The organism is Methylomonas sp. LWB (assembly GCF_001856095.1).
GTDB classification, from domain to species: domain Bacteria; phylum Pseudomonadota; class Gammaproteobacteria; order Methylococcales; family Methylomonadaceae; genus Methylomonas; species Methylomonas koyamae_A.
Genome location: NZ_MKMC01000017.1, coordinates 1 through 13,658, shown reverse-complemented (window position 1 = coordinate 13,658; position 13,658 = coordinate 1). Strand labels below are relative to the sequence as shown.

The 13,658-nt window shown below is 54.8% G+C and carries 16 protein-coding genes and 1 pseudogene; 2 read left to right on the top strand and 15 right to left on the bottom strand.

Annotation, left to right across the window (positions count from 1 at the left end; genetic code table 11):
• Positions 1-19: 19 nt before the first annotated feature.
• Complete coding sequence (locus BJL95_RS09495; RefSeq protein ID WP_064027414.1) at positions 20-973, top strand: IS1595 family transposase; 954 nt, start codon at positions 20-22, stop codon at positions 971-973.
• Here the strand turns inward: BJL95_RS09495 and BJL95_RS09490 are convergent.
• From BJL95_RS09490 to rpmH, 15 genes are all read right to left on the bottom strand, one after another.
• Complete coding sequence (locus BJL95_RS09490) at positions 970-3,315, bottom strand: type I restriction endonuclease subunit R (RefSeq protein ID WP_217631674.1); 2,346 nt, start codon at positions 3,313-3,315, stop codon at positions 970-972. The two genes, BJL95_RS09495 and BJL95_RS09490, sit on opposite strands and share 4 nt — an antisense overlap.
• A gap of 18 nt (positions 3,316-3,333) precedes the next feature.
• Positions 3,334-3,606, bottom strand: coding sequence for a plasmid stabilization protein (locus BJL95_RS09485; RefSeq protein ID WP_071157442.1), 273 nt, complete (start codon positions 3,604-3,606; stop codon positions 3,334-3,336).
• The gene (locus BJL95_RS09480; RefSeq protein WP_071157440.1) at positions 3,594-3,857 is read right to left on the bottom strand and encodes a prevent-host-death protein; all 264 of its coding nucleotides are present in this window, start codon (positions 3,855-3,857) and stop codon (positions 3,594-3,596) included. The genes BJL95_RS09485 and BJL95_RS09480 overlap by 13 nt, the downstream gene beginning before the upstream one ends.
• Before the next feature lie 279 nt (positions 3,858-4,136).
• Positions 4,137-4,451 carry a type II toxin-antitoxin system PemK/MazF family toxin gene (locus BJL95_RS09475; RefSeq protein ID WP_071157438.1) on the bottom strand — a complete coding sequence of 105 codons (315 nt, stop codon included), beginning with the start codon at positions 4,449-4,451 and terminating at the stop codon, positions 4,137-4,139.
• Positions 4,439-4,675, bottom strand: a complete 237-nt coding sequence (locus BJL95_RS09470) for an AbrB family transcriptional regulator (protein ID WP_071157436.1) — start codon at positions 4,673-4,675, stop codon at positions 4,439-4,441. The genes BJL95_RS09475 and BJL95_RS09470 overlap by 13 nt, the downstream gene beginning before the upstream one ends.
• A 261-nt stretch (positions 4,676-4,936) precedes the next feature.
• Positions 4,937-5,557, bottom strand: a complete 621-nt coding sequence (locus BJL95_RS09465) for a hypothetical protein (RefSeq protein ID WP_071157434.1) — start codon at positions 5,555-5,557, stop codon at positions 4,937-4,939.
• The gene (locus BJL95_RS09460) at positions 5,554-6,825 is read right to left on the bottom strand and encodes a restriction endonuclease subunit S (protein ID WP_071157432.1); all 1,272 of its coding nucleotides are present in this window, start codon (positions 6,823-6,825) and stop codon (positions 5,554-5,556) included. Before BJL95_RS09460 ends, BJL95_RS09465 begins: the two co-directional genes overlap by 4 nt.
• Entirely contained in the window at positions 6,822-7,367 is a 546-nt protein-coding gene (locus BJL95_RS23825) for an endonuclease domain-containing protein (RefSeq protein ID WP_083385857.1), read from the bottom strand. The genes BJL95_RS09460 and BJL95_RS23825 overlap by 4 nt, the downstream gene beginning before the upstream one ends.
• A 19-nt stretch (positions 7,368-7,386) precedes the next feature.
• A complete protein-coding gene (locus BJL95_RS09455) occupies positions 7,387-7,614 on the bottom strand; it encodes an addiction module protein (protein ID WP_071157430.1) in 228 nt (75 codons plus the stop codon).
• A 49-nt stretch (positions 7,615-7,663) separates the two neighbouring features.
• Positions 7,664-9,406 carry a class I SAM-dependent DNA methyltransferase gene (locus tag BJL95_RS09450; RefSeq protein ID WP_071157428.1) on the bottom strand — a complete coding sequence of 581 codons (1,743 nt, stop codon included), beginning with the start codon at positions 9,404-9,406 and terminating at the stop codon, positions 7,664-7,666.
• A gap of 119 nt (positions 9,407-9,525) precedes the next feature.
• Positions 9,526-10,866, bottom strand: coding sequence for a tRNA uridine-5-carboxymethylaminomethyl(34) synthesis GTPase MnmE (mnmE, locus tag BJL95_RS09445; protein ID WP_083385855.1), 1,341 nt, complete (start codon positions 10,864-10,866; stop codon positions 9,526-9,528).
• Positions 10,867-10,871: 5 nt separating this feature from the next.
• Entirely contained in the window at positions 10,872-12,575 is a 1,704-nt protein-coding gene (yidC, locus tag BJL95_RS09440) for a membrane protein insertase YidC (protein WP_071157424.1), read from the bottom strand.
• Positions 12,576-12,580: 5 nt separating this feature from the next.
• Positions 12,581-12,802, bottom strand: a complete 222-nt coding sequence (gene yidD, locus BJL95_RS23820) for a membrane protein insertion efficiency factor YidD (protein WP_082885318.1) — start codon at positions 12,800-12,802, stop codon at positions 12,581-12,583.
• Positions 12,784-13,152, bottom strand: coding sequence for a ribonuclease P protein component (rnpA, locus tag BJL95_RS23815; protein ID WP_082885317.1), 369 nt, complete (start codon positions 13,150-13,152; stop codon positions 12,784-12,786). The genes yidD and rnpA overlap by 19 nt, the downstream gene beginning before the upstream one ends.
• Positions 13,153-13,287, bottom strand: a complete 135-nt coding sequence (gene rpmH / locus BJL95_RS09435) for a 50S ribosomal protein L34 (protein ID WP_064024743.1) — start codon at positions 13,285-13,287, stop codon at positions 13,153-13,155.
• 155 nt (positions 13,288-13,442) lie between these two features.
• On the opposite strand from rpmH, the pseudogene BJL95_RS09430 reads away from it, so the two are divergent.
• Positions 13,443-13,658 (top strand): annotated as a pseudogene (locus BJL95_RS09430) (hypothetical protein); the annotation flags it as partial.

Genomic DNA, 13,658 nt, shown 5'->3' with positions numbered 1-13,658 from the left:
AAATTTCCAGGAGATTGTCATGAGCATGAACCGCATCCAGTTTCAAAAGGGTTTGTCACTGCCTGATTTTCTAGAACAGTTTGGCACGGAGGCTCACTGCGAGGCCGCGCTGGAAAAAGCCCGTTGGCCCGACGGGTTTCGTTGTCCGCGTTGCGGGCAAGCGCCGTATTACTTGCTTAGCGGCGGCGGTCATCCCGCGTACCAATGTCGATCTTGTCGATTACAAACATCCCTGATCGCCGGTACGCTCTTTCAGAGCACCCAGCTGCCGTTAACGACCTGGTATCTGGGCATTTACCTGATCAGCCAGGCCAAAACCAACCTGTCCGCTTTAGCTTTGAAGCGCCTGTTGGGTGTCAGTTACCCCACTGCCTGGTTGATGCAGCAGAAATTGATGCAAACCATGGCGGAACGTGACGCGCTTTATACCCTGGAAGGACAGGTCCAGATTGACGACGCCTACCTCGGTGGCGAGCTGGCAGGCGGCAAGGTCGGTCGCGGCTCAGAGAATAAAGTGCCCTTCGTGGCGGCGGTGTCGCTGGATCAGGCGGGGCACCCGCAGTACATCAAAATGGCACCTGTTCCGGGGTTTACGCTCAAAGCAATTACCGACTGGGCCCAACGCGACCTCAGCCCGGGATGTGTCGTCAGGTCCGATGGCTTAGCCTGCTTTGCGGGCGTCACGGCCGCAGGGTGTTTGCACCAGCCTGTCGTCGTGGGCGGCCGTAAACCCAAAGAGTTGCCCGAGTTCAATTGGATCAACACCGTTTTGGGCAATCTCAAGACCAGTTTCGGCGGTGCTTATCACGCTTTCGACTTTGCCAAGTATGGTATCCGCTACTTGGCGGCCTTTGTTTACCGCTTTAACCGACGTTTCAATCTGGAGACTTTGCCCATGCGACTACTCCTTGCTGCGGTCAACATCAGCCCGCGTCCGGCAACTTGGCTTCGTCAAGCTGAAGAAGCTTTCTAATCAGGATAAGTTTTGAAGGCGGCGAGAATGTCTTCCGGATCGTTGACGAAGTCCACGACATAGGTGGTGTCTTTGCCCTGATAAGCACGATTGAGGCGGGACAGCGTCTGCACGGCGGCAATGCCGGCCAGCCGTTTGTCCACATACATGCCGCACAGCAAGGGCTGGTCGAAACCGGTCTGAAACTTATTGGCGACCAACAGGATTTGATAGTCGTCGGTGTTGAACGCCTCGCGAATGTCCCGCCCTTTCAGGCTGGGATTCATCGCGCGACTGGTTTCGCTGAACGGGTCCGCGCCGGATTGCGGGTCGGTCACTTCGCCGGAAAACGCCACCAGCGTGCCGATTTTGTAGCCGTTTTCTTGAATGTATTTATCGATCGCCAAGCGCCAGCGCACGGCTTCCAAGCGACTGCCGACCACCACCATGGCCTTGCCTTTGCCATTCAACAACGGGGCGACGTTCTCGCGGAAATGCTCGACGACGACCTGCACTTTTTGGCTGATATTGTAGGGATGCAGCCTGACCCAGCGCATGATGCCCTTCAGGGCTTCGCCGCGCTCGACTTCCTTGTCATCCAGTTCTTTGCCGTCATGCGCCAGTTTGAAGGCGAGCTTATAAGGTGTGTAGTTCTTCAACACATCGAGGATGAAGCCTTCCTCGATGGCTTGACGCATCGAATAGACATGAAACGGAGCAGGCAGATTGTCAGCACCGGCCGGCAAGTCCGGATTCGGGCGACGACCGAACAACTCCAGGGTCTTGGCCTTGGGCGTGGCGGTGAAGGCCACATAGGTGATGCCGCTCTCGGCCGAACGGTTGGCCATTTGCGCGGCCAGCAGGTCTTCGGTGCCGATTTCGCCGCCGTCGCTTAATTCCTGCAACTCTTCCGCCGACAACACCGCTTTCAGCTTGGCGGCCGCCTCGCCGGTTTGCGACGAGTGCGCTTCGTCGGCAATCACGGCAAAGCGTTTGCCTTGCGTCGCTGCAAGCTCCTGCACCGCTTTCAACGCAAACGGGAAAGTCTGGATGGTGCAAACCACGATTTTCTTGCCGCCCGACAACGCCGCCGCCAGTTCCCCGCTTTTACTGGCGGATTCGCCTTTAATGGTGGCAACCACGCCGGCCGTGCGCTCGAAATCGAAAATCGCTTCCTGCAACTGGCTATCCAACACGTTGCGGTCGGAGACGACCAGCACGGTATCGAACAGTTTTTCATGAGCGGCATTCGACTGCATGGATGCGGAAGGTAGGGCAACGCATGGAGCAGTTGCCGAGTGCAAATCGGCCAGAAAATGCGCCGACCAAGCGATGGAATTGGTTTTGCCGGAGCCGGCCGAATGCTGGATCAGGTATTTGCCGCCCGCCCCCTCCTGCAACACCGCGGCCAGCAGCTTGCGAGTACCGTCCAACTGATGGAAACGCGGGAAGATGATGTTCTTAATTTGGTTTTTCCGGTCTTTTTGCGCGACCAGATAACGCCCCAAAATCTCCAGCCAGCTGTCCCGCGCCCAAATGTCTTCCCAGAGATAGGCGGTGCGATGGCCGTATTGCTCCCCCTCTCCCCCGGCCCCGCTTGGGGCGCGGGGAGTAGCACCCTCTCCCTCGACAGGAGAGGGCCGGGGTGAGGGTGAATAGGCTGGATTGCCGGCCCCGCCATGATTGCCCCGATTAAACGGCAGAAAACGGGTGGCCGCGCCTGCCAGTTGCGTCGTCATATAGACTTCGCTATTGCTGACCGCGAAATGCACCAAAGCCCCATTGGGGAAGGACAGCAAGGGTTCCGGGGTGCCTTGACCTTTCGGCCGAGGCTCGCGATCGAAGCGATATTGGTCGATCGCGTCCTCCACGGATTGGGTGAAGTCGGTTTTCAGTTCCGCCGTCGCCACCGGAATGCCGTTCAGAAACAGGCCAATATCGATAGCGTTTTCGTTATGCAGCGAGTAGCGCAATTGCCGCACCACGCGCAGCCGATTGGCCGCGTAGCGGCTCAGAATATCCGGATTGATGGCTAAAGCGGGTTTGAATTGGGCTAGCGTCAGGGGTTGCCGCAAGCCGATCAGTTCAATGCCGTGGCGTAAAACATCCAGCGTGCCGCGTTGATTGATGGAATCCCGCAGCCGGCCGAGCAACACGTCGCCGGCTTGTGCGCCGTGGTTCTTTTCCAGTGCTTGCCATGCCCGCGGCTGGGTGTCTTTGACCCATGCCAGCACATCCTCCGAAAACAGCGCCCGCGTCCGGTCATAGCTTGCCGCGTCGCCTAGCGCATATAGCCAGCCATAGGCGGCGAGGTGTTCGCAGATTTCGGTTTCGAAATTCACTTCCTTGTGTAGATCGGGCATAGTCAGACTCGCTAGGTATTAGTAAACCGCATCGTGATCGCCGACATTCACCGGGATGATTTGCCCATCCTGAATCAGCAACTCCAACGTAATGCGATAAGAAAGATTGATAGACACCGAATGCAAGCCTGCCAGTTTTCCTTGCAATGGGTGTAAGCGTAAAGAAGGATGATGGGGGTTGGCGGCAAGCAACATCAAGGTTTTGGCGTATTGTTGCCTAAGCTCGGGATGCTGCTTTAAAAACCTGACTTCCTTGCGTTTGAACTGATCGGTAAAAATCAGCTGGAACATGCGTGGTCAAGCCATGCCAAATGCTCTTCAACCGATTCCGCAGTAAAGCGGCCCGCCGCTAAATCCGCTTTGGTCTCGGCAATCGCGGCATCTAATTCGCATTCGCGCAGATAGTGATAATGAGCAATCTCCATCACCACGAATTTATCCTTGCCCCGCACCGAAACAATAGCCTCGGGAGACTCACTCAATGCCGCCTCGATGGCAGCAATGCCTTTGGTTTTTAAATCATTGGCGCTGATGTGCGACATCAATCCTCCTGAAACAGCCTGCAAAACAGCGCTAAATAATGCGCTTCATCACGCGATAAAACAAGTTATCGGTAATTCTACTTTGTCAGATTTAAGCGACGCCGTCATGCCCGCCGGGATACGGGCATCCAGTGCCATGGATGGCAAGCTTCGACCCGTCCGTGGGGCCTGGATTTCGGCAATCCCTGCCGAAATGACGAGCACTACCGAGAATCTGACAAGATAAAAGTAAGTACCCACATCAATTTCGCCGGTGTCGGCGGTGGAAAGCAGATCGGCTTAGGCCAACATTTCCATCAACACTGGATGCCACGCTGCCGGCTCGATCTCGCCCATTTTGCCGAGCAAGCGTCGTTTATCCACGCAACGGATTTGATCCAGCAAGATGCGTGCGGGACGACCGTCAAAAATCACTTCCGGCCGACAGCCCAACGCTTGCCCTTTACTGGTTAACGGCGCAATGATCACCCGTGGCAACGCTGTATTCATATCGTCCGGCGAGACTACCAACGCCGGTCGGGTTTTCTGGATTTCCGTACCGACCGTCGGATCAAGATTGACCCAATACACGTCGCCTCGCTTTACCACTCCCATTCCCCGTCTGTCTCGTCGACCGGCAACGCGGCCAGCACATCGCTGTCCCCTTCCGGCTGATAACCGTCAAACCAGCCGCTGCGCGGCGCTTTTAACGCTTCGATCACCAGCGTTTTGCCTTCCAAGCGCAAGTCCACTTCTTCGCCCAGACCACAAGCTTCCAGTAAGGCGACCGGGATAATCACCCCGCGCGAATTACCCACTTTTCTTAACTGTGTGCGCATGACTACAGCCCCTAATAAAAAGTTATAACAATGTTATTACCAATGATCTGAAGAAACAAGCCCGCGCACGTCAATCTTGCCGGTGACGGCGGCGGAAAGTAGGTCGGGTTTACCCTAAAGGGCATAAAAGCGAAAGCGTAACCCGACAAGCCGCGCCAAACTGTCGGGTTACGGCTGCGCCTAACCCGACCTACGAAAAACCGCGTACATCAATCTTGCCGGTCACGGCGGCGGAAGTCCGAGCCGTACAACAGACATGGCTCACTGATATTCAGGGAAATTGCGATACATATAGCCGATCAAATCCCGCACGACTTCGAGTAAACTCCCCCAAGGCATAGCGTCGAAGGGATCACCATGAGCCAATGAGTTCCTAATACCCACAAGCGTTCCATCCTGGTCAACCTTGCCTTTTTGACCATTGGGCTTTTCGCGATACAGATTTGAAACAACAGCACCGCCAAATTTCTGAACAATTGGAAGCTTTTCATCCACAAGCCCATCATGTTCAACCATATATTTAAGGCCAGGTTTTAAAAACGAATTTATTGGATTTTTCGGATTTATTTTCTTATAGGCGCTCATATATACATCCTTGAGTGCCAGTTCCAGTGCAGATAAAGCGGCTAATTCACCAGCCTTGATAACATCTTGGCAAATCCAGCCCAGCAAATACAGACTTTGGGCCCGTTCAAACTTTGGCCTCACTGTGTTTAAAGGTACAGGGCAGTTTAACCCCAGGTTATAAATAAACGCTTGCCATTCAGAGAAATGGGAAAAAGAGTACAGTTGTGCAGGACTTTGAGGTCCCGCCCAAATCAAAGTTAATGGATTATTCGTGCGGTCAGCTTTTATATTTAGCGGATCAATCTGTTCAATCATGCACAAAATCCTCTGACATCAATCTTGCCTGTGACGGCGGCCGAAATCAGCGCGGTGCGGCGTTCTTTCAGCAAGGTTATGGCGCGTTGGGCTTCGGTGGTGAGGGTGTCGAGTTTGGTGATTTCGCCATCAAGAAACAAGGCGATACAATTTTGTTCCGCTTCTGGCGGATTGACTATTGTTAGGCTACGAATTTCTTCAACGTTGGCACGACGGATTGTTGCACCAACTAGCAATGCTTCGATTTGATTACGGATTAGAGGCGAAGTTAATTGGTAATGGATAAATCTGGATTTCGTATCAGGTCTAATGAGACAAACGTCCTGTCCCATACAGAAAGGCGTTTCAAAATCGACATAGCCCACTGCGCCAACACTCGCATTGCGACAAAATATTAAATCACCAAGTATTGGGGTTCGTCCCTCTCGGAGGAAATCCCATTCACTCTGCGTTGTAAGCTTGGCATTGGTAAGATCAATTTTGTCATCGCGAACTTCACGGATGCTCACAATTGGCAAACCTTCATCGAGAAACTCGACCGTATGGTGTTTACAATCAATGACTTCTGCAAAGCGTTTGAGTGGGCCAAATTCCCAATGCTCCGGCACCTCACCCAGCCATGCTATGCCGGAATCCTTCATCGGCGCATCGGGGTTAAGGCCTTTGGTGACGGCGTGGGAAATGACCGCCTGCCGCTTTTCCTTCAGCAGTTCGATCAGCCGTTGCTGCTCGGCAATCAGCGCGTCAATCTTGGCGGTTTCGCGGTCGAGGAAGGTGGCGATGGTTTGTTGTTCTGGAACGGGCGGAGCACTTAAAACCATGTTGCCGAGAAAATCCCAGCTAACACGAGGCATTTTTGCTCCGAAAGTTGAGCCATCAACAATTGCAATAAACTCGCGATTTAGTATTTGATACTGTGAAAACCTGCTTTGGGTCGTCGTTGTGGGGCGAAGAACATGAAAATCGCCTACAGCTTCTCCAGATCCTTCGGCTAGGTATGCTTTGGCAAGATAAGGCCGTAATTTCCCAAATAATATATCGCCGCCTTCAAAGGCAACCCCCTCACCTCCGAACGTCGTTTCTGTAGGGATAAATCGACCTGACCAGCTTTCTATGTTTTCTAGCGCGCCGGGGTTTTCACGGCGGTCTGTCTTTTCCGTCAGTAATCGAAGGTTATGCTTTAGTCGCCTAAGCTCCCAATGCTCCGGCACCTCGCCCAACCATTCCACGCCGCTATCCTTGTAGCTTTCGTAACGCGGAAAACTCATAAGCCGTCGTCCCCTCTCCCCCACCCCCTCTCCCGCAAGGGGAGAGGGGAGTTAGGCTGTTCCGCATTAATGGGGCATTGGTTGCACTCGACGCTATTTTTTATCGATGTCAGATCGGTAAACGCAGAATTCGGGCCTTGATCTTGAATATAACCAGCGCCCTTAGCCCCTCTCCCTTCACGGGAGAGGGGTTGGGGAGAGGGTGTGTCCACATATTGACTACAAGCATCCAGAATGACAGCCAACACCCCTTCGGTATTAGTCAAAATGTCATTATTCCAAAATCGCAATACGTTAAAACCTTGGCTCCTTAGCCAATTATCCCGGTGTGTGTCATATTCGATCTGCTCTTTATGTTGCCCTCCGTCGGCTTCCACGATCAAGCGGGTTTGAAAGCAAACGAAATCGACAATGTAATTGCCAAGTGGTTGCTGCCGTTTAAATTTGAATCCATGCAATCGCCCTGCCCGCAAGTGCAGCCACAACAGGCGTTCGCAATCGGTGGCGTTTTTGCGTAGCTCGCGGGCATATTCAAGGTTCATTTCATTCCTAAACGGGCATTCAATGCGTATTTCGTAACTTGCTCATCAGCTGAGTATGCGACAACGGCGTTACCGCGCCACTCTCCATTTCGCTATCGCGGTTTTTTGCCAAGGTGATAGCTTCATCATCTGACAACTCCTCTGCCAGATAAGGGGGATCAAGACTCTCCCAAATGGTTTGGGCCAGTATGGCTCTATCGTGCGAGTTAAGTTTTAACACTTCACTGGCCAGTTGGTCGATATTCATAAAAAACCTCTGCTAACAAGTTATTCAGGCTACGTGTGCTAGGTTAACGTTACGCGCTCAAGCCGGCAATCATCTTTAATATTCTATCGGTGCATTGTTTGAGGTCCGCATCAATCGCGGCCAAGTCGCGCGGCGGCTCGAACACATAGAAATGCCGGTTGAAGGGGATCTCGTAGCCGATCTTGGTTTTATCGTGGTCTATCCACGCATCCGGCGCATGCGGCAGCACTTCGCGCTGGAAGTAGCTTTCCACGTCTTCATTGAGCGGCACGTTTTCGGTGTCGCGCAGGCTGGAGTCCGGTTGCGGCTTGCCTTTTAGCTTGCCCTTGGCGCCGATAACGATGTCGCCGTTTTCATCGCGCAACGGCCGTTCGACGGTGATGGTGCGATAGCCGAAATCGCTGTTCTTGAAGATAAGGGAAATCGGCTTCTTGCCATCACTGGCCTCGATGAAGTGCCCGAATAAACGGGTGATTTCGGCGATATGCTCGTCAGACAATTCCTTGCGCTTGGAGCCGAGACTTTTGCGCATCTTTTGCCAGAAACCGCTGGCATCGATCAGTTGCAGCTTGCCTTTGCGGTGTTCCGGTTTGCGGTTGGAGAGTATCCAGACATAGGTGCTTATGCCGGTGTTGTAGAACATATCGGTCGGCAAACCGATGATGGCTTCGACCAAATCGTTTTCCAGCACATAGCGGCGGATTTCGCTTTCGCCGGAACCGGCACCGCCGGTGAACAGGGGCGAGCCGTTGAGAACGATGCCGAAACGGCTGCCGCCGTCTTTCGCCTGGCGCATCTTGCTGATCAGATGCAGCAGGAATAACAAGGAGCCGTCCGATACGCGCGGCAAACCGGGTCCAAAGCGGCCGTTGTAGCCTTGTTTCTCGTGTTCGTTGCGGATGTCTTTTTCGACCTTTTTCCATTCCACCCCAAACGGCGGATTGGACAGCATATAGTCGAATTTCTTCAGGAGATGGCCGTCGTCGGAAAAGGTATTGCCGAACACGATATTGGCGACATCCTGGCCCTTGATCAGCATGTCCGCTTTGCAAATGGCATAGGATTCCGGATTGAGCTCCTGGCCGAACATGGTCAAACGTGCTTGCGGATTATGCTCTTCCAGATATTCGCCGGCGACCGACAACATGCCGCCGGTACCGGCCGTCGGGTCGTAAATGGTGCGCACCACGCCGGGTTTGGCCAGCATGTCGTCGTCCTCGATGAACAGCAGGCTAACCATCAGCTTGATGACTTCGCGCGGGGTGAAATGCTCGCCGGCGGTTTCGTTGGAAATCTCGGCGAATTTGCGGATCAGTTCCTCGAACACCAATCCCATTTGGCTATTGCTGACGGTTTCAGGGTGCAAATCCACATGGGCGAAGCGTTCCGTGACCAGATACAGCAGCCCGGATTTGGCGAGGCGGTCCACTTGGGTATAAAAGTCGAAGCGCTCGAAAATGTCCCTGACCTCCACCGAAAAGCCATGGATATAGGAAATCAGGTTTTCCTTAAGATGGTCCTGATCGCCCATCAGCTTTTTCATGTCCAGCGGCGAGGTGTTGTAGAAACTCTGGCCGGCCTTGCGCAGCAGGAAAGGTTCCGGATTGATGCCGGCTTGGCGCTTATCCGCGTACTCGGTCAATACCGCGTCTTTGGTGGCTTCCAACACGCAGTCCAACCGGCGTAGCACCGTAAACGGCAAAATGACCTTACCGTAATCGGATTGCTTATAGTCGCCGCGCAGCAGATCGGCAACCGACCAGAGCAAGGCGGAAAGGGATGAGTGGTTCATCGGGTCTTGTCCTTATTGATATTTCCGAAAGCGGTTTCCGACCGGGTCGCTGACCATAATCATTCAAAGGCCCAAGGCGGCGATTTTAACGCCGCCTCCCCGACTGACGCGGAGCACCATTATTTTCCGATACAGAAACTCGAAAAGATTTCGCCCAACAGGTCGTCGGACGTGAATTCGCCGGTAATGGCGGACAGGCTGGCTTGGGCTTGCCGGAGTTCCTCGGCGACCAACTCGTGGGCGGTGGCCTGGAGCTGCGCGGCGGCGTTGGCGACGGCTTGCTCGGCAAGTTGCAAGGCCCGTAGATGGCGGGTGCGGGCGGCGAAGGCGCCGTCGCCGCCTTCGACGAAGCCCATGCTGTGTTTTAAATGCGTCTTCAGCAAGTCCAACCCGGCGCCGGTCTTGATCGACAAGCGGATTTCGCAACCGGCGGCGGTCTCGACCAGGCTAGGCTCGCCGCCGAGCAAGTCTAGTTTGTTGTAAAGCCGGGTCACGTTGGCGCGGGCCGGCAGCTCGCTAAGCGCCGGCTCGGCGTCGGGATCGGTGCTGTCGATCAACAATAACACTCGGTCGGCCTTGGCGATTTCGGCGCGGGCGCGGCGAATGCCTTCCTGCTCGACCGGATTGTCGCTGTCGCGCAGACCGGCGGTATCGATGACGTGCAGCGGCATGCCGTCGATCTGGATGCGCTCGCGCAGTACGTCGCGGGTGGTGCCGGCGATCTCGGTGACGATGGCGGCCTCATGGCCGGCCAGTGCGTTCAACAAGCTGGACTTGCCGGCATTGGGTTTGCCGGCCAGCACCACGGTCATGCCGTCGTGCAACAAGCGGCCTTGCCGGGCGCTCCGCGCAATCGCGGCCAGTTTGTCCTGTAATCGGGCGATGCGTTGGGCGACCACGCCATCGCCGAGGAAGTCGATTTCTTCGTCGACGAAGTCTATCGCGGCTTCGATGTACACGCGTAGCTCGATCAGTTCGTCGATCAATTCGTTGACTTGGCGGGAAAACTCGCCCTGCATCGATTGCTGGGCGGCCCTGGCGGCTTGCTCGGTGCCGCTGCTGATTAAATCGGCGATGGCTTCGGCCTGAGCCAGATCGATTTTGTTATTCAGAAAGGCGCGCCGGCTGAATTCGCCGGCCTCGGCCAAGCGGGCGCCCAGCGCTAGGACGCGGCGCAACAGCATGTCCAAGACCACGCTACCGCCGTGGCCATGCAGTTCGACGATGTCTTCGCCGGTGAAGGATTTTGGCCCTGGAAAATACAGCAGCAAGCCGCTGTCGATGACGGTGCCGTCGGCGGCGATGAAATGCGCGTAACGGGCGTAACGGGGAGCAGGTAGGGATTTGCGGGTCAGCTCGGCAGCGACCGAGCCGGCCGCCGGACCCGAGATGCGGATGACGCCGACGCCGCCGTTACCGGGCGGCGTGGCGATGGCGGCTATCGTGTCGCCGTCCCGCATCGGACTCAATGGGCGTGCGCGTCTTCTTCAAGCACGTGCTTGGTGATGTACCACTGTTGCAGGATCGACAAACTGTTGTTGCAAATCCAGTAAAGCACCAAGCCGGACGGGAAGAACAGGAAGAACACGGTGAACACGATAGGGAACATTTTCATCACCTGTGCCTGCAGCGGATCGATCGGCGCCGGATTCAGACTTTGCTGAATCTTCATCGTGATGCCGTAGACGATGGGCAGCAGGTAAAACGGGTCTTGCGCGGACAGGTCTTGTATCCACAGCGCGAAGTCGGCCTGGCGCAATTCGACGGTCTCGATCAGCACCCAGTACAGCGAAATGAACACCGGAATCTGTACCATGATCGGCAAGCAACCACCGAGCGGATTGACTTTCTCCTTCTTATACATCGCCATCATTTCGGTGTTGAAGCGCTGTCTGTCGTCGGCGTAACGCTCTTGCAAATCCTTCAGGCGCGGCTGAATCTTGCGCATTTTCGCCATCGATTGATAGCTGGCTTTCGACAGCTTGAAGAACAGCAGTTTGATGAACAGGGTCACGCCCATGATCGCCAGGCCCCAGTTGCCAATGTAGCCGTGGATTTCGTTGAGCAGCCAATAAATCGGCTTGGCGATGACGGTCAGCCAGCTGTAATCGACGGTCAGCTCCAGGCCGGGCGCCAAGGCTTCCATGACCGGTTGGATCTTGGGACCGACGAACAACTTGGTCTTGAACGAGCCTTCGCTATTGGGTTGAACGTTCACATCCGGCGAGTAGGAGCCGATCACGTAGCGCGCGTCGTTCAGCGCCTTGGTGTAGTAATGGTTTTCCTGATCCGCCGCCGGAATCCAGGCCGCCGCGAAGTAATGCTGAATGAATCCGCTCCAACCGCCGGTCGCCGCCACGGCCAAATTGTCTTCGGTCATTTCTTCGTACTTGACCTTCTTGAACTTCTCCTTGTCGGTATAAATCACGCCGCCCGAGTAGGTACGAATAAAATTGTTGTTGCTTTTATCGCTATGCTCGACGCGCAACAATTGCTCGTATTGGCGTCCGGACCACGCGGTCGCGGACTGATTGACGATTTTTTGTTCGACGTCGACCGCGTAACTGCCGCGGCTGAAGGTAAAGGTTTTAACGACGCGCAGGCCTTGCTCGTTGGTCCAGGTCAGCGGCACGGTCAATTGGTCCTGACCGTCGGCCAAGGTATAGTCGGTGCGCTCGGCGCTGAATACCGCATGGTGATCGGGCGCGCTGGAAGAGTTCTGGTTGGCGACCAGACCGGTTTGGGCCAGGAACAGGTTTTCGGGATTGCTGTCGAACAGACGTATCGGGGCCAGATTTTTCTCGGGCGCGGGCAAGCCGATCAAAGCCCACGCTTTTTGGACGACGGTATTGGTTTTCTCATGCGGGTAATTCAGCAAATCCAGATTCCGTAGCGTACCGCCCTCGACGTCGATTTCCAACTCGTACACATCGGTTTTGACTTTGACGACCCGGTCCGCCGCGACGGCTTGAGCGGTCGGCTGGCCGGCCGGCGTTTGCGCCGCATCCGGAGATTGCTGAACGTTGCTCAGCCCGGCGTCGCCGGCAACAATGGGCTTGTCGGAAACGATCGCCCGCGGCTTGGGGCCATAATCGATCTGCCACGCCTCCCACAGCATGTAGGAGATCATCAACATCGCCATGACAAGTACAAATCTAATGTTATCCATTGTTATTACTCAAATTTTTCTGGGACAGGATCGATGCCACCCGGATGGAACGGGTGGCATTTCAATAATCGTCTAAGCGTGAGATATGAGCCTTTGGCGGCGCCGTGACGCTGGATCGCCTCCAAGCCATAACTTGAACAGGTGGGATAAAAACGGCATCTGGGCCCCAGTAACGGGCTTATGAAGTACTTGTAAACCTTGATCAGGGTTATGAGCAGGAATCGCATCGATTTACCAATTTAAGCCAATGCCTTTCCAAGGACTTCCTCAATACCGGCGAGGTTGCATTTGCTGCATCCCCCCGAGCCAAAACAACGATATCTATGCTGACGATATGTTGACGCTGCAATCTAAAGCTTTCCCTGACAGCCCTTTTGATGCGGTTCCGCGCGACTGCTGTTTTTATTGTTTTTTTTGCGATCGCCAAGCCCAGGCGCGCATGCGCCAAGCCGTTGAAAGTCGCCAATACCGTAAAGTATTTATCGGTCGACTTTACGGGATTGCTAAATACATTTTTATACTCGGCGGGCGTCCCTAACCGATACCGAGCGGGAAAACCGTGTTCTTGGGCCGACAATTAAACCGTCAGCGATGCGCGGCCTTTCGCTCTGCGCGCATTCAAGACTTTGCGGCCGCCGACGGTAGCCATTCTGGCGCGGAAACCGTGAGTTCTGACGCGTTTGATTTTGCTGGGTTGGTAAGTTCTTTTCATAGTTATTGCCTCGGGATAAAACGGATAAAAAAGGCTGCGAATCATACGTGATGAAACGAACCACTGTCAATTTGCCGTGTCGGATTCCCAAACCATCCAAAATCGGCTACGCTCTTTTTGGTCTGTCACCATCAGCGACTCAGGGAGTCCAAATCATGAAAAACTTATCGTTCGCCGCAATCGCGGCTTCCGCGTTTGTATTGACGGCTTGCGCCACCGCGACCGGCTGGACGCCGACCGTGGATACTTATAACGACCCCAACGCCGCGCGGCTCAACCAGGACATGCAGGAGTGCCAGCAACTGGCTTCGCAATCGTCCCCGGCGGTAAAGGATACCGCAACCGGAGTCGCCGTGGGCGGTTTACTCGGC